The organism is Marinobacter sp. es.048 (assembly GCF_900188435.1).
Classification (GTDB): Bacteria; Pseudomonadota; Gammaproteobacteria; order Pseudomonadales; family Oleiphilaceae; genus Marinobacter.
Map to the genome: position 1 here is coordinate 1,295,271 of NZ_FYFA01000002.1, position 16,625 is coordinate 1,311,895.

General features: G+C 54.8%; 9 protein-coding genes, 2 tRNA genes and 3 rRNA genes. 2 read left to right on the forward strand and 12 right to left on the reverse strand.

All coding sequences use genetic code 11. The features are described 5' to 3' along the window. Positions 1–21: 21 nt before the first annotated feature. Positions 22–1,163 (forward strand): IS3 family transposase gene (locus tag CFT65_RS17025; RefSeq protein WP_088828050.1). Its coding sequence is split into 2 segments (ribosomal slippage): positions 22–274 and positions 274–1,163, totalling 1,143 coding nucleotides; the frame shifts between segments, so codons are not numbered across the junction. Positions 1,164–1,296: 133 nt separating this feature from the next. On the opposite strand, the gene rrf is transcribed toward CFT65_RS17025, so the two are convergent. The 11 genes from rrf to CFT65_RS17080 all read right to left on the reverse strand — a co-directional run bounded on the left by rrf (position 1,297) and on the right by CFT65_RS17080 (position 12,923). Then, positions 1,297–1,411 (reverse strand): 5S ribosomal RNA (rrf, locus tag CFT65_RS17030). 99 nt (positions 1,412–1,510) lie between these two features. Next, positions 1,511–4,402 (reverse strand): 23S ribosomal RNA (locus CFT65_RS17035). A 326-nt stretch (positions 4,403–4,728) separates the two neighbouring features. Further along, a tRNA-Ala gene (locus tag CFT65_RS17040) sits at positions 4,729–4,804 on the reverse strand. Positions 4,805–4,900: 96 nt separating this feature from the next. Continuing rightward, positions 4,901–4,977: transfer RNA gene (locus tag CFT65_RS17045), tRNA-Ile, on the reverse strand. An 89-nt stretch (positions 4,978–5,066) separates the two neighbouring features. Continuing rightward, positions 5,067–6,606 (reverse strand): 16S ribosomal RNA (locus CFT65_RS17050). The 16S, 23S and 5S rRNA genes sit together here with 2 tRNA genes alongside, the layout of an rRNA operon. Positions 6,607–7,026: 420 nt before the next feature. Further along, complete coding sequence (locus CFT65_RS17055) at positions 7,027–7,632, reverse strand: sulfite oxidase heme-binding subunit YedZ (RefSeq protein WP_228705882.1); 606 nt, start codon at positions 7,630–7,632, stop codon at positions 7,027–7,029. A gap of 17 nt (positions 7,633–7,649) precedes the next feature. Further along, positions 7,650–8,624 (reverse strand): protein-methionine-sulfoxide reductase catalytic subunit MsrP, encoded by a 975-nt coding sequence (msrP, locus tag CFT65_RS17060; RefSeq protein ID WP_088829226.1) that lies wholly within the window; start codon positions 8,622–8,624, stop codon positions 7,650–7,652. Positions 8,625–8,721: 97 nt separating this feature from the next. Continuing rightward, positions 8,722–9,540 carry a CDP-diacylglycerol--serine O-phosphatidyltransferase gene (gene pssA, locus CFT65_RS17065; RefSeq protein WP_088829227.1) on the reverse strand — a complete coding sequence of 273 codons (819 nt, stop codon included), beginning with the start codon at positions 9,538–9,540 and terminating at the stop codon, positions 8,722–8,724. A gap of 89 nt (positions 9,541–9,629) precedes the next feature. Beyond that, positions 9,630–10,646 carry a ketol-acid reductoisomerase gene (gene ilvC / locus CFT65_RS17070; protein WP_088829228.1) on the reverse strand — a complete coding sequence of 339 codons (1,017 nt, stop codon included), beginning with the start codon at positions 10,644–10,646 and terminating at the stop codon, positions 9,630–9,632. Between the two features lie 64 nt (positions 10,647–10,710). Further along, positions 10,711–11,202, reverse strand: a complete 492-nt coding sequence (gene ilvN, locus CFT65_RS17075; protein ID WP_008170692.1) for an acetolactate synthase small subunit — start codon at positions 11,200–11,202, stop codon at positions 10,711–10,713. A gap of 2 nt (positions 11,203–11,204) precedes the next feature. After that, positions 11,205–12,923, reverse strand: a complete 1,719-nt coding sequence (locus CFT65_RS17080; protein WP_088829229.1) for an acetolactate synthase 3 large subunit — start codon at positions 12,921–12,923, stop codon at positions 11,205–11,207. A gap of 521 nt (positions 12,924–13,444) precedes the next feature. Here CFT65_RS17080 and CFT65_RS17090 point away from each other — a divergent pair. Continuing rightward, complete coding sequence (locus CFT65_RS17090; protein ID WP_088829231.1) at positions 13,445–13,906, forward strand: DUF4124 domain-containing protein; 462 nt, start codon at positions 13,445–13,447, stop codon at positions 13,904–13,906. 52 nt (positions 13,907–13,958) lie between these two features. Here CFT65_RS17090 and clpB read toward each other — a convergent pair whose 3' ends face one another. After that, a complete protein-coding gene (gene clpB / locus CFT65_RS17095; protein ID WP_088829232.1) occupies positions 13,959–16,535 on the reverse strand; it encodes an ATP-dependent chaperone ClpB in 2,577 nt (858 codons plus the stop codon). Between the last annotated feature and the right edge of the window lie 90 nt (positions 16,536–16,625).

A 16,625-nucleotide genomic window follows, 5' to 3' on the forward strand; every position in this document is an offset into this window, starting at 1 on the left:
CCTTGAGCAGGAGATCATGCCATGAAGCGATCCCGTTACACCGAAGAGCAGATTGCCTTCGCCCTGAAGCAAGCCGAGCTGGGTACGCCGGTCCCGGAAGTCTGTCGGAAAATGGGCGTCTCGGATGCCACGTTCTACAACTGGCGCAAGAAGTATGGCGGCCTGGGGCCATCCGAGCTGAAGCGACTCAAGCAGCTGGAGGAGGAGAATCATCGCCTTAAGAAGCTGGTAGCGGACCTAAGCCTGGACAAGGCCATGCTTCAGGACGTGGTGGCAAAAAAGCTCTGAGACCGCCTCGTAAACGCCAACTGGTGGCTGACCTACAAAAGCGATATGGGGTCAGCGAACGCCAAGCGTGCGCGGTCTTGCAGTTTTCCAGGGCGTCTAATCGCTATCAATCGGTGGCGAGGGACTCGTCGGCGCTGTCGATGAGGATCCGTGAGATCACGCTCACGCGGCTTCACTACGGTTACCGGCGTGTGCACGTCCAGCTGCAACGGGAGGGTTGGCGTGATAATCACAAACGGGTTTACCGGTTATATCGGGACCAGGGGTTGTCACTTCGCCTCAAGCGTCCGAAGCGTAACAAGGCCGCCAAGAACCGACAGCCGCTACAGCAGGCCAACCATCCCAATCACATCTGGGGCATGGATTTTGTCTCAGACGCGCTGTTTGATGGTCGACGTCTGCGTCTCCTGACGATCATTGATCTGTTCACCAGGGAGTGCCTCGGCATTGTGGTTGGGCAGAGCCTGAAGGGCCACGATGTTCAGGAAGCCCTGACGGCGATTGCGCGCTTCCGGGGCAACCCGGAGGTGCTAAAGACCGACAACGGTTCGGAGTTTGCCGGCAAGGTCATGGATCGCTGGGCCTATGAGCGAAACATTGAAATCGACTTCTCACGGCCCGGGAAGCCTACCGACAACGCAACGGTAGAATCGTTCAATGGACGACTCCGGCAGGAATGTCTGAATGAAAATTGGTTCTTGTCACTGGCCGACGCCATGGAGAAAATCGAAGCATGGAGGACTTTCTATAACCAAGTCAGACCCCATTCCGCATTGGAGTGGTGCACGCCCTCGGACTACGCCAGAAAACATGCGGTTTCACGAAGAAAACAGAAGCAACTGGAGCCGGATTTTTCCAACTCTGGGTGGACCTAATTCGGGGTCAGGGTCAGTGATGAACATTACTAAGCTGAAAACGGTTAAGCCAGAGGGGAGCAGGTCATGAGGGCGCGAATTTCAGGCAATAAAAAACCCCAGCATCGAGGATGCTGGGGTTTAGGAATTAGGAGCCTGACGATGACCTACTCTCACATGGGCAACGCCACACTACCATCGGCGCAGGTCTGTTTCACGTCTGAGTTCGGGATGGGATCAGGTGGTTCCAGACCGCTATGGTCGTCAGGCAAAACGGTTGATCACTGGGGGACGAGATGGAGCTGAGTGATGTTGATTTCGTATGAGCGGTTAGGCTCTGCGTTATCCGCAATTGTCTTGGGTGTTATATAGTCAAGCCGCACGAGCAATTAGTATCGGTTAGCTCAACGCCTCGCAGCGCTTACACACCCGACCTATCAACGTCCTGGTCTTGAACGGCTCTTCAGGGACCTCAAGGGTCCAGGGAGATCTCATCTTGGAAGGGGCTTCCCGCTTAGATGCTTTCAGCGGTTATCCTATCCGAACATAGCTACCGGGCAATGCCACTGGCGTGACAACCCGAACACCAGAGGTTCGTCCACTCCGGTCCTCTCGTACTAGGAGCAGCTTTCCTCAAATCTCCAACGTCCACGGCAGATAGGGACCGAACTGTCTCACGACGTTCTAAACCCAGCTCGCGTACCACTTTAAATGGCGAACAGCCATACCCTTGGGACCGGCTTCAGCCCCAGGATGTGATGAGCCGACATCGAGGTGCCAAACACCGCCGTCGATGTGAACTCTTGGGCGGTATCAGCCTGTTATCCCCGGAGTACCTTTTATCCGTTGAGCGATGGCCCTTCCATACAGAACCACCGGATCACTATGACCTACTTTCGTACCTGCTCGACGTGTCTGTCTCGCAGTTAAGCGGGCTTGTGCCATTACACTAACCGCATGATGTCCGACCATGCTTAGCCCACCTTTGTGCTCCTCCGTTACGCTTTGGGAGGAGACCGCCCCAGTCAAACTACCCACCACACAGTGTCCTTAACCCCGATAAGGGGTCGAAGTTAGAACCTCAAACATGTCAGGCTGGTATTTCAAGGTTGGCTCCATGAGAACTGGCGTTCCCACTTCAAAGCCTCCCAGCTATCCTACACAAACATGCTCAAAGTTCACTGTGAAGCTATAGTAAAGGTTCACGGGGTCTTTCCGTCTAGCCGCGGATACACCGCATCTTCACGGCGATTTCAATTTCACTGAGTCTCGGGTAGAGACAGCGCCCCCATCGTTACGCCATTCGTGCAGGTCGGAACTTACCCGACAAGGAATTTCGCTACCTTAGGACCGTTATAGTTACGGCCGCCGTTTACCGGGGCTTCGATCAAGAGCTTCGCGCAAGCGCTAACCCCATCAATTAACCTTCCGGCACCGGGCAGGCGTCACACCGTATACGTCCACTTTCGTGTTTGCACAGTGCTGTGTTTTTAATAAACAGTCGCAGGGGCCTGGTATCTTCGACTGGCTTCAGCTCCACCCGCAGGGGTATCACCTAACACCAGCGTGCCTTCTCCCGAAGTTACGGCACCATTTTGCCTAGTTCCTTTACCCGAGTTCTCTCAAGCGCCTTGGTATTCTCTACCTGACCACCTGTGTCGGTTTGGGGTACGGTCTCGAATAGCCTGAAGCTTAGAAGATTTTCCTGGAAGCATGGCATCAATGACTTCCCGCTCTAAGAGCAGTCGTCGTCGCGTCTCGAGATTGTGGACCCGGATTTGCCTAAGTCCACTCCCTACTCGCTTAAACCGGGACAACCGTCGCCCGGCTCACCTAGCCTTCTCCGTCTCTCCATCGCAGCTATCCAAGGTACGGGAATATTAACCCGTTTCCCATCGACTACACCTTTCGGTCTCGCCTTAGGGGCCGACTCACCCTGCGCCGATTAGCGTTGCGCAGGAACCCTTGGTCTTCCGGCGTGGGAGTTTTTCACTCCCATTGTCGTTACTCATGTCAGCATTCGCACTTCTGATACCTCCAGCATGCTTCTCAACACACCTTCGCAGGCTTACAGAACGCTCCCCTACCCCGCATACAAAGTATGCAGCCGCAGCTTCGGTGACCAGTTTGAGCCCCGTTACATCTTCCGCGCAGGCCGACTCGACTAGTGAGCTATTACGCTTTCTTTAAAGGATGGCTGCTTCTAAGCCAACCTCCTAGCTGTCTGAGCCTTCCCACATCGTTTCCCACTTAACTGGTACTTGGGGACCTTAGCTGGCGGTCTGGGTTGTTTCCCTCTTCACGACGGACGTTAGCACCCGCCGTGTGTCTCCCGGATAGTACTCACAGGTATTCGGAGTTTGCATCGGGTTGGTAAGTCGGGATGACCCCCTAGCCGAAACAGTGCTCTACCCCCTGTGGTATTCGTCCGAGGCGCTACCTAAATAGCTTTCGGGGAGAACCAGCTATCTCCGGGCTTGATTAGCCTTTCACTCCGATCCACAAGTCATCCCCTGGCTTTTCAACGACAGTGGGTTCGGTCCTCCAGTTGATGTTACTCAACCTTCAACCTGCTCATGGATAGATCGCCCGGTTTCGGGTCTATGCCCAGCGACTAAATCGCCCTATTCAGACTCGGTTTCCCTACGGCTCCCCTAAACGGTTAACCTCGCCACTGAACATAAGTCGCTGACCCATTATACAAAAGGTACGCCGTCACGGAACAAGTCCGCTCCGACTGCTTGTACGCATACGGTTTCAGGATCTATTTCACTCCCCTCACAGGGGTTCTTTTCGCCTTTCCCTCACGGTACTGGTTCACTATCGGTCAGTCAGGAGTATTTAGCCTTGGAGGATGGTCCCCCCATGTTCAGACAGGATATCACGTGTCCCGTCCTACTCGATTTCACCAAACTCAGGTTTCGGATACGGGGCTATCACCCACTATGGCGGCACTTTCCAGAGCCTTCTCCTACCAGTTGTTTAGCTTAAGGGCTAATCCCCGTTCGCTCGCCGCTACTTAGGGAATCTCGGTTGATTTCTTTTCCTCGGGGTACTTAGATGTTTCAGTTCCCCCGGTTCGCCTCTTACACCTATGTATTCAGTGCAAGATACCCGACCGAAATCGGGTGGGTTTCCCCATTCAGAAATGCCCGGATCACAGCTTGTTTGCCAGCTCCCCGAACCTTATCGCAGGCTTCCACGTCTTTCATCGCCTCTGACTGCCAAGGCATCCACCGTATGCGCTTAGTTGCTTGACTATATAACCCCAAGACAACTGATCACGAAGTCGCGTCTTCACCAGGCAAGCCTGATGGCAACGTTTTCTTCGAGACAGCCACTTGAAGCAATAGAACAACCACTTCAACGACAACACCGGATAACGCTTGAAATCGTTATCACTCTGATCAATGAATTCCGGAGATAATGGAATCCATCAATCGTGTTCTATCTCGTCCAATTTGTTAAAGAGCAAATCTGACCCAGTGATCAGAAAGAAGATCTTCAGCGATAACTCTTAATCGAGTCACACAACTGAAAAGCTTGTTTCTGTACACTGCTAACCTAAGTTAGTCAGTAAAATGTTTGGTGGAGCTAGGCAGGATCGAACTGCCGACCTCCTGCGTGCAAGGCAGGCGCTCTCCCAGCTGAGCTATAGCCCCAATATAAAGCTATCAAGAATTGCGTAGATCTAGGCGTGTTCGGGCGCCACATAGCCTGCTATGCAAGTCCGGACACAACGACGAGCTACGTAATTCTGGTGGGTCTGGGTGGACTTGAACCACCGACCTCACCCTTATCAGGGGTGCGCTCTAACCACCTGAGCTACAGACCCAAAACACGGGCCTGCAAAGACCCATCTGCTCTCTTTATTAGCCAACCAAGTAATTCGTGTGGACTCTGACCGAAGCATTCGGCTTCGTTTAAGGAGGTGATCCAGCCGCAGGTTCCCCTACGGCTACCTTGTTACGACTTCACCCCAGTCATGAACCACACCGTGGTGATCGTCCTCCCGAAGGTTAGACTAACCACTTCTGGTGCAATCCACTCCCATGGTGTGACGGGCGGTGTGTACAAGGCCCGGGAACGTATTCACCGTGACATTCTGATTCACGATTACTAGCGATTCCGACTTCACGCAGTCGAGTTGCAGACTGCGATCCGGACTACGATGCGTTTTGTGAGATTGGCTCCCCCTCGCGGGTTTGCAGCCCTCTGTGCGCACCATTGTAGCACGTGTGTAGCCCTGGCCGTAAGGGCCATGATGACCTGACGTCATCCCCACCTTCCTCCGGTTTGTCACCGGCAGTCTCCCTAGAGTTCTCAGCCGAACTGCTAGCAACTAGGGATAGGGGTTGCGCTCGTTACGGGACTTAACCCAACATCTCACGACACGAGCTGACGACGGCCATGCAGCACCTGTGTCAGAGTTCCCGAAGGCACCAATCCATCTCTGGAAAGTTCTCTGCATGTCAAGGCCAGGTAAGGTTCTTCGCGTTGCGTCGAATTAAACCACATGCTCCACCGCTTGTGCGGGCCCCCGTCAATTCATTTGAGTTTTAACCTTGCGGCCGTACTCCCCAGGCGGTCTACTTAGTGCGTTAGCTGCGCCACTAAGACTTCAAGAGTCCCAACGGCTAGTAGACATCGTTTACGGCGTGGACTACCAGGGTATCTAATCCTGTTTGCTCCCCACGCTTTCGCACCTCAGTGTCAGTATTGGTCCAGAGTGCCGCCTTCGCCACTGGTGTTCCTTCCTATATCTACGCATTTCACCGCTACACAGGAAATTCCACACTCCTCTACCATACTCTAGCCTGACAGTTCGAAATGCCGTTCCCAGGTTAAGCCCGGGGCTTTCACATCTCGCTTATCAAACCACCTACGCGCGCTTTACGCCCAGTAATTCCGATTAACGCTTGCACCCTCCGTATTACCGCGGCTGCTGGCACGGAGTTAGCCGGTGCTTCTTCTGTGAGTAACGTCAAGGCTGGCCAATATTAGTGACCAACTTTTCCTCCTCACTGAAAGTGCTTTACAACCCGAAAGCCTTCTTCACACACGCGGCATGGCTGGATCAGGGTTGCCCCCATTGTCCAATATTCCCCACTGCTGCCTCCCGTAGGAGTTCGGGCCGTGTCTCAGTCCCGATGTGGCTGATCATCCTCTCAGACCAGCTACGGATCGTCGCCTTGGTAGGCCTTTACCCTACCAACTAGCTAATCCGACATAGGCACATCCAATAGCGCAAGGTCCGAAGATCCCCTGCTTTCCCCCGAAGGGCGTACGCGGTATTAATCCGGGTTTCCCCGGGCTATCCCCCACTACTGGGCAGTTTCCTATGCATTACTCACCCGTCCGCCGCTCGTCAGCATCTAGCAAGCTAGATCTGTTACCGCTCGACTTGCATGTGTTAAGCCTGCCGCCAGCGTTCAATCTGAGCCATGATCAAACTCTTCAGTTTAAATCATACAAGAATCCGAAGATTCTCTATTCTTGCTCAAGACAAAACTCAATTTCGACGAGTCACTGTCCTGATATTTCGTATCCGAAATACCTCGGCCAGCGCCCACACGAATTACTTGGTCAACTTTTTAAAGAGCGTTTGAGCTGTTGCTCAATCAAGGCCGCGTATTCTACATCGTTCCGCTGCCTTGTCAACCGTAAATCTGAAGATTTTTAACACTCATTTTCTTCAGTACTTTCAAACAGTTGCTTTCGTCTGGGAGGTTGCCGTTAATGGCTTGTCCCTCAGAAGTGGTGCGCATTCTACAGGCGTCAGGAAAACTGTCAACGAGGTTTTTGAATTAATTTATAACGGTCTCGGTTTCCACGTACTTCGCTGATCAGGCACTGATCATTTCGTTCAGTTTTCAGGCAAAAATCAGCCTCTGGCAAAGGGAATCAACCCTCGAACCCCACGCCATTTCCAGCGAAGTGCCAGCAGACCCAAGACCACCAGGCCATAAACGACCATTTCACCGATGTCGCTTCTCGCCTGCCAGATGAAATGGAGCCAGGCGACTAAGGCAATCGGATAGACCAGCTTGTGCAGTGGCTTCCAGCTCTTACCCAGCCGCTTCATCATTCCCTTGGTTGAGGTCAAGGCCAGAGGAATCAACATCAGAAAAGACACTGCACCCGCCACAATATAAGGCCGCTTGGTAAACGTGGCCCAAAGATCACTCCAGCCCAGGATGAATTGCAGAAACGCCAACACGTGCAGGACGGCATAAAAGAACGCAAACAGACCGAGCATCCTGCGAACTCGTATCCAGCCCGCCCAGCCGGTCCAGCGTTTGAGCGGAGTCATGCACAAAGTCACTATTAACAACTGGAAGGCAGCAATACCCAGTGACTCTGTGACTTCCTGGCCAGGGTCAGGCCCGAGCGACTGCCCCGCAATCTTAATAACCAGGACCAGAAAGGGGGCGCTGGCGAGAAACGCGACCAACAGGCGAAAAATCAGCACAAAGTCTGAACGATCCACTATTCGCCTGCCGTTCATCAATAGAACTTACTCAAATCCATACCCTTGTACAGATCGGCAACCTGCTCGCCATAACCATTGAACTTGACGGTCTCCATCCAGTTGGGAGAGAGCAGACCTGACGGCAATCTTCGTTCACGCTTCTGACTCCACCTTGGATGGTCAACCTCGGGGTTAACATTGGCATAGAATCCGTATTCCTGGGGCGCAAGCATCTCCCAGGTGGTTTTTGGCCGCTCCTCCTGGAACCGTATCTTTACGATTGACTTGATACTCTTGAATCCGTATTTCCAGGGGACAACCAGCCGGATTGGCGCGCCATTCTGGTTCGGCATGGTCTTGCCGTACAGGCCGACCGCCAGGAAGCTTAACTCATTCATGGCCTCATCCATTCGCAAACCCTCCTGGTAAGGCCAGTCGATGGTGCTGAACAGTGAACGCTGCGCCCGCATCTGATCGGGATCATACAGGGTCTCGAAATAGACGTATTTTGCGCGAGAGTTCGGCTCAAACCTTTTGATGATGTCGGCCAGGGGAATCCCGATCCAAGGGATCACCATGGACCAGGCTTCGACACAACGAAGTCGATAAACCCGCTCCTGATAATTATGAGGCTTGAGCAGGTCTTCCAACGCATACTCGCCCGGGCGCCCGCACTCGCCCTCAACCACGACAGACCAGGGATCAACGCTCATTTCATCGGCGTACTTGGCCGGATCCTCTTTCCCAGTGCCAAATTCATAAAAGTTGTTATAGCGAGTGACGTCCTCGAACGGTGTTTTTTCCTCGTCGGTAGAAAAACCGGGCATTGCAACATAGTCCAGCGCTTCTCCCGGGACCGGCAGCTTCGCAGCGGACAACAGGCCAGGCATTGATAGGCCCGCAGCTATAGCCATCGTTCCGGACATGAATTCCCGTCGATTGAGGTAGACAGATTCGGGGGTAACTTCTGAGTGAGGCAAAGCCCAGGATGGGCGCTTCTTGATGAACATGAAAAGTCTCCGTCAGGGCGTCAGCCAGCTAAGGCGTTGACCGGAGACTGTGGTGAAAATTCCCGGACCTCGCTGAGGAGACCCGGGAAGCGAGAGCTCAGTCAGCGGCGCCTGGAGCCTTCCGGGGCTTGCCACGGAATAGCGCACGAACAGGGCCGGACAACGCGTATATCAGAAATCCGGTAAAGAGTACGGTAGCTGGATCCAGCGCGATCACTACAAACACCAGCACCACGAGCAAAATGGCGGCGAAGGGTACGCGGCCACGCAGGTCCAGATCCTTGAAACTGCGGTACAGAATATTGCTCACCATCAGAACACCGGCGCCTCCGACCACAATCATGGTCAATAAGGTGAGCCAGGTAGACGGTTCGAAAAGATGGAAGCACCAGACCAGGCCTGCAACACAGGCTGCCGCGGCGGGACTGGGCAAGCCAACAAAGAACTTCTTGTCGACAGAGCCAATCTGGGTGTTGAAACGGGCCAGACGCAACGCGGCACCAGCCACATAGATAAAGGTGATGGCCCAGCCAACTTTGTCGAACGCGTTCAGTGACCAGAAAAAGGCAACAAGCCCGGGGGCGACGCCAAAGGCCACCATGTCAGCCAGGCTATCGTACTCTTCACCGAATTTGCTCTGGGTATTGGTCATCCGGGCAACCCGCCCATCCAGACCGTCCAGGATCATAGAGACGAAAATCGCAATTGCGGCGTTATCAAAGACGCCGTTCGCAGCAGAAACAATGGCGTAGAAACCTGAAAACAGCGAAGCAGTTGTCAGCGCATTCGGAAGCAGGTAAATACCTTTGCGGCGGACCGGCGCACCTTCCACCAGCTCTTCTTCAACAACTTCCCCGGCCTCGACCTCATAGTCCGGGTTCTGCTTGCCGTCGGCGGTTTTTCTTTCTTCAGTCATTCCCATTACTCCGGAAAGCGTTTGGGCGGAGTATATACGAAAAACGCGGCCACCCGGGCCGCGCTTTTCAAAACCAGGCGGAATTCCGCTTAGTTTTTGTCCTTATCCACGATCTTGTTCGCGGAAATCCACGGCATCATGCCGCGCAGCTTCTCACCTACGACTTCGATCTGATGCTCCGCGTTCTGGCGACGACGCGCCGTCATGGACGGGTAGTTCAGAGCACCTTCAGAGATGAACATCTTTGCATACTCCCCGCTCTGGATCCGCTTCAGCGCATTGCGCATGGCTTCACGGGACTGCTCGTTGATGATCTCCGGGCCAGTTACATACTCGCCGTACTCCGCGTTGTTGGAGATGGAGTAGTTCATGTTGGCGATACCGCCTTCGTACATGAGATCCACGATCAGCTTCAACTCGTGCAGACACTCGAAATACGCCATTTCCGGCTCGTAACCGCCGTCCACCAGCGTTTCGAACGCCGCCTTCACCAGCTCAACCGTACCACCACACAGAACCGCCTGTTCACCAAACAGATCGGTTTCAGTCTCGTCCTTGAAGGAGGTTTCGATGATGCCGGTACGCCCACCACCAATGCCACTGGCATAGGACAGAGCCAGATTCTTAGCGTTACCAGAGGAGTCCTGGAAGATGGCGATCAGGTCCGGAATACCACCACCATTGGCAAACTCGGTACGAACTGTGTGGCCCGGCGCTTTCGGTGCAACCATGATCACATCCAGATCCTTGCGGGGTACGATCTGGTTGTAGTGGATGGCAAAACCGTGAGCGAAGGCCAGGGTCGCACCCTGCTTCAGGTTCGGCTCGATCTCGGCGGCATACAGCTGAGCCTGGTACTCGTCCGGGGTCAGAACCATGACTACGTCAGCGGCGGCAACGGCAGAAGGCACGTCGCTGGTCTTCAGGCCATAGGCTTCTGCCTTGGCGATGGAAGAAGAGCCAGGGCGCAGACCCACGGTAACGTCGACGCCGGACTCTTTCAGGTTGCACGCGTGAGCGTGGCCCTGGGAGCCAAAGCCGATGATGGCAACTTTCTTGCCCTGGATGATGGAAAGATCGCAATCCTTATCGTAATAAACCTGCATGAGAAACCTCTGTTATTTGTGATGACCCCGGAGGACCATTATATTCAAACCCTGTTTGAAATTTTTAAAGGCTGAGCACCTTCTCGCCCCGGGCGATACCGGATACACCGCTGCGCACCACTTCCAGCACGCCCGACGTGCCAACGGCCTGAATGAAGCCATCCAGTTTTTCGCTGTCACCGGCCAACTGAACCGTGTAGACCGAGCTGGTCACATCCACGATCTGGCCGCGGAAGATGTCTACCGTACGCTTGATCTCGGCGCGCTGGGAACCCGTCGCTTTCAGCTTCACAAGCATCAGCTCGCGCTCGATGTGGGCACCTTCAGTCAGGTCCACCAGCTTAACGACTTCGATCAGCTTGTTCAGTTGCTTGGTGATCTGCTCAATCACCTTGTCCGACCCTGTGGTGGTCACTGTCAGACGGGACAGGGTCTCGTCTTCAGTTGGTGCCACGGTCAGCGTTTCGATGTTGTAGTTACGCTGGGAAAACAGACCTACCACCCGCGACAGGGCGCCGGGCTCGTTTTCAAGCAAAACAGAAATGATTCGACGCATGATCAGACCCTCTCCGTCTTGCTGAGCCACATATCCTTCATGGAACCACGGGCAACTTGCATCGGATAGACGTGCTCAAAGCGATCCACGTAGATATCCACGAATACCAGGTCGTCTTTCATGGCCAACACTTCTTTCAGCGTGGTCTCCAGATCTTCCTTCTTTTCAATCCGGACACCCTTATGACCATAGGCCTCTGCCAGCTTGATGAAGTCCGGCAGTGATTCCATGTAGGACTCGGCATGACGGGACTCGTAGTTCATGTCCTGCCACTGCTTGACCATGCCCAGAGCCTGGTTGTTCAGGTTGATGATCTTCACCGGCAGGTTGTACTGCTTGCAAGTGGACAGTTCCTGAATATTCATCTGGATACTGCCCTCACCGGTGATGCACAGCACTTCGTCGTCCGGGTGGGTCAGCTTGACCCCCATGGCGGCCGGGAAACCGAAGCCCATGGTGCCAAGACCACCGGAATTGATCCAACGGTTGGGCTTGTCGAACTTGTAGTACTGGGCCGCAAACATCTGGTGCTGACCAACATCGGACGTAACGAATGCTTCACCCTTGGTCAGGCGACACAGCATTTCAATCACTTCCTGCGGCTTGATCACATCCGGGCTGGTTTCGTAACGCATACCGTGGAATGCCCGCCACTCGTCAATCTGCTTCCACCAGGAGGCAATCGCATCCGCATCCGGTTTCTCCTTGGCTTCCTTGACCAGCGACAGCATTTCCTTGAGCACGGCATCAACCGGGCCGACGATCGGCACATCGGCATCCACCGTCTTGGAAATCGATGCCGGATCAATATCAATATGGACAATGCGTGCGCCCGGACAGAACTTCTCGGTGGCATTGGTCACGCGATCGTCGAACCGGGCCCCGACACAGAGAATCAGATCCGAATGGTGCATGGCCATGTTGGCTTCATAAGTGCCGTGCATGCCGAGCCAACCGAGATGCTGCTTGTCGCTGGCCGGGTAACAACCAATCCCCATGATGGTATTGGTGATCGGGTAACCCATCATCCGGACGAGCTCAGTCAGCTGATCTGATGCCTTGCCAAGAATAACCCCACCACCGGCATAGATAATCGGGCGCTTGGCGGCCAATAGCATGTCCACCGCCTTCTTGATCTGACCGGCATGGCCGCGAATGGCAGGATTGTAGGAGCGCAGCTTAACCTTCTTCGGGTAAGCGTACTCGTACCGTTCATTCGGCGTGGTCATGTCCTTGGGGATATCCACAACGACCGGACCGGGGCGGCCGGTGGCAGCGATGTAATACGCCTTACGGATAATTTCGGGGATTTCCTCGGGGTGACGAACACTGAGGTTGTGCTTAACCACCGGCCGGGAGACACCCATCATATCGGTTTCCTGGAACGCGTCCTCGCCAATGAGGGTGGACGCAACCTGGCCGCACAGAACCACCATTGGGATGGAATCCATGAATGCGGTGGCGATGCCGGTGATGGTGTTAGTGGCTCCAGGCCCCGAGGTCACCAGTACGGTACCTGGTTTTCCGGTCGCGCGAGCATAACCGTCGGCCATGTGGACCGCCGCCTGCTCGTGCCTTACCAGAATGTGCTTGACTTTGTCCTGCCTGAACAGCGCATCATAAATATGAAGGGCTGCACCACCCGGATAGCCGTATATGTATTCGATACCTTCATCTTGAAGGGACCGGATCAGCATATCGGCGCCAGACAATAACTCCACGATTTTCTACCCTCTTCTACGAGTGAATGAGCCGGGAAGGGTCCCGGTTGCCTGGATTCACGGTGTCCATGCTTCTTTTGAAAGCGGAACCGGCTGCTCCTCCACACCTTATTAAGAGGTTGTCTCCTGGCCAGCCGCCCTCCTGAGGGTTGCGGAGAACGGCCAATCAACGGGTTGCACGTAAGCAACAACCATCCCGCGACGGATGCGCGGCGCGTTCAGTGTGGTAATTGATGGGGGATACTCGCTCGGGATTGCCTGCCGTATTGACCCCAGTCTTCAGGCAATCGGTAATTCTGACAGCGCGAAACTCCCTGTCAATAGCCGCTGCAGGTTTCTGTGCCTATACTGGCCGAAGGTCTGCCATACTTGGCACAAATCCGATACAAAGATTTGAACCAGACAGAAGAAAATCTGCTGCGCCAATGGCATGATAGGGAATAATGTACTGAGAAAAAACGGGCCCGGTTTATCCAGGTTGTCTGCCTGCCCGGGAGCAGTGAACATACGCGAGTAGAGCCATGAAAAGAAAAATCCTGACGCTGACCTTATTACTGGCCGTTGTACCAGGTGTCGCCATGAGCGCCTCCGTCTATAAATGGACCGATGAAAACGGGGTCACCCACTTTGGTGACCGGCAGCCTACGGGCTCAAAAGCCGAACGAGTCAATGTTCGCTCCGGTACTTCCTCAGATGCTTCCGGCAACCGGCAGAGCCCGCAGGAGCGCCTGCAGAATATGCAGGAACAGCAAGCGGATGAAGCAGAGCAGCGCCAGGAAACAGCGGTTGAGGAAGCCCGCAGAAAACAACGAGAAGCGAATTGCGCAACCGCACAATCCAATCTGGACGTGATCGATCGCAACGCTCGCATACGGGTCGAGGAGAATGGCGAGCAACGCTACCTCAGCCCAAAAGAAATTGCCGAAAAGCGGGCAGAATTCGAGCGGATTGCGGAAGAGAACTGCGGACCAGAAGAACAGTAAGATGAAAAAAAAGGGGTCAGATGAAAGCCTTCATCTGACCCCGGTTTCAAACTCAAGCCTTGGCGAATGCCAGGTGGTGGTCCTCCACCGTACCCTTGATGACATCCCCCGGCACAAACTCTCCCTGAAGCAGCCGCTGAGCCAGCGGATTTTCGATCATCCGCTGGATAGCACGCTTCAACGGCCGCGCGCCGTATACCGGGTCATACCCGACTTCGGCCAGCAATTCCATGGCGGCGTCATCTAACTCAAGCTTCATATCCTGCTCTTTCAGGCGCTTGCTCAGAGACTCGATCTGAATCCGGGCAATACCCTGAATCTGATTCTCCGCCAGCGGGTGGAACACCACCACTTCGTCTACACGGTTGATGAACTCTGGGCGGAAATGGGTGCCGACGACTTCCATGACGGCATTCTTCATGACCTCGTAGTTCTCCTCGCCCGCCTTCTGCTGGATGATGTCCGAGCCGAGGTTTGAGGTCATGACAATGACCGTGTTCCGGAAATCGACAGTCCTGCCCTGCCCGTCCGTCAGGCGGCCATCCTCCAATACCTGCAGAAGAATGTTGAACACATCCGGATGGGCTTTTTCCACCTCATCCAGCAGCAACACCGAATAAGGCCTGCGGCGAACCGCTTCGGTCAGGTAACCACCTTCCTCGTAACCGACATAGCCCGGAGGCGCACCGATCAGGCGAGCCACGGAATGCTTCTCCATAAACTCGGACATATCAATGCGCACCATGGCCTCTTCCGTATCGAACAGGAAGGACGCCAGGGCCTTGCAGAGTTCGGTCTTGCCGACACCGGTCGGACCGAGGAACAGGAACGAACCGTTGGGGCGATTGGGATCGGACAGCCCCGCCCGGGAACGACGCACTGCGTTGGATACCGCTTCAACCGCCTCATCCTGGCCGATAACCCGACCATGGAGCGCTTCCTCCATGCGCATCAGTTTGTCGCGCTCACCTTCGAGCATCTTGGACACCGGTATGCCAGTCCACTTGGATACGATCTCGGCGATCTCCTCGTCGGTCACCCGGTTCCGGAGCAGCTTCATTTCCATCATCTCGGCCTGGCTGGCCATATCCAGCTGCCGCTCCAGCTCGGGAATCTGTCCATACTGGAGCTCGGACATCTTGCCAAGATCACCGGCACGACGGGCGTTTTCCAGATCAATCCGGGCCTGCTCCAGCCGGCTCTTGATCTTCTGGGAACCATGAAGAGCCGCCTTCTCGGTATTCCAGATTTCTTCCAGATCCGCGTATTCCCGCTCAACACCGGTAATCACATCCGACAACTCGGACAGGCGCTTTTTCGAGGCCGGGTCGGTCTCTTTCTTCAGAGCCTCCCGTTCAATTTTCAGCTGAATCAGGCGACGCTCCAGACGATCCAGGGGTTCAGGCTTGGAGTCCATTTCCATACGGATCTGGGAAGCTGCCTCGTCCACCAGGTCAATGGCCTTGTCCGGCAGCTGCCGGTCGGCAATGTAACGATGAGACAGCTTGGCGGCGGCGATGATGGCACCATCTGTCACTTCAACCCCGTGGTGCACCTCGTAACGCTCTTTCAGGCCCCGCAGGATGGCGATGGTATCTTCCTCGCTGGGTTCGCTCACCAGTACTTTCTGGAAGCGACGTTCGAGGGCGGCGTCTTTTTCGATGTTTTCACGGTATTCGTCCAGGGTGGTCGCACCCACACAATGCAGCTCACCGCGGGCGAGGGCCGGCTTGAGCATGTTACCGGCATCCATGGAGCCTTCGGCCTTGCCGGCACCAACCATGGTGTGGATCTCGTCGATGAACAGGATGATCTGGCCTTCCTGCTTGGACAGCTCGCTCAGCACCGCTTTCAGGCGTTCTTCAAACTCACCCCGGAACTTGGCGCCGGCAATCAAGGCGCCCATATCGAGTGACAGAACTTTCTTGTCCTTAAGGCCATCGGGCACCTCGCCGTTGACGATGCGCTGGGCCAAGCCCTCAACAATGGCAGTTTTACCCACGCCGGGCTCACCGATAAGGACGGGGTTATTTTTCCGACGGCGCTGCAATACCTGAATGGTGCGGCGGATTTCATCATCGCGACCAATGACCGGATCAAGCTTACCGGCCTCAGCTCGCTCGGTTAGATCGATGGTGTATTTGGACAGGGCCTGACGATTTTCTTCGGCGCTGGCATCGTTGACAGCTTCACCACCGCGAACGTCGTCGATCGCTTTTTCCAGGGCAGCTTTATCAACACCCTGCTCCCGAAGTACCCGGCCAAGGCTGCCACGATCTTCCAGGGCGGCCAGCAGCATCAGCTCACTGGAGATGTACTGGTCTTTGCGCTTCTGGGCGAGCTTATCCGCAATATTGAACAGGCGCCCCATGTCATTGGACATGGAGACATCGCCGGCCGATCCCTGCACTTCGGGCAGGTTTTCGATTTCCCGGGCGATGGCCTGGCGAATGCGCCCGGGTTCTGCACCGGCCTGTTTGAGCAGTGGCTTGATGGCACTGCCTTCCTGATCAAGCAGCGCCTGCATCAGGTGCACCGGCTCAATGAAGTTGTGATCTTTTCCGACCGCGATGGATTGTGCGTCCGCGAGGGCGGTCTGCAACTTGCTGGTCAGCTTGTCGATTCTCATGTGTACTTTCCCCAAATTTCTGCGAATACCATGGTGCCGTGGGTGGCGGATATTCGATTGCTTTGACAGTTAATGTAGGGGCAAGTAAAG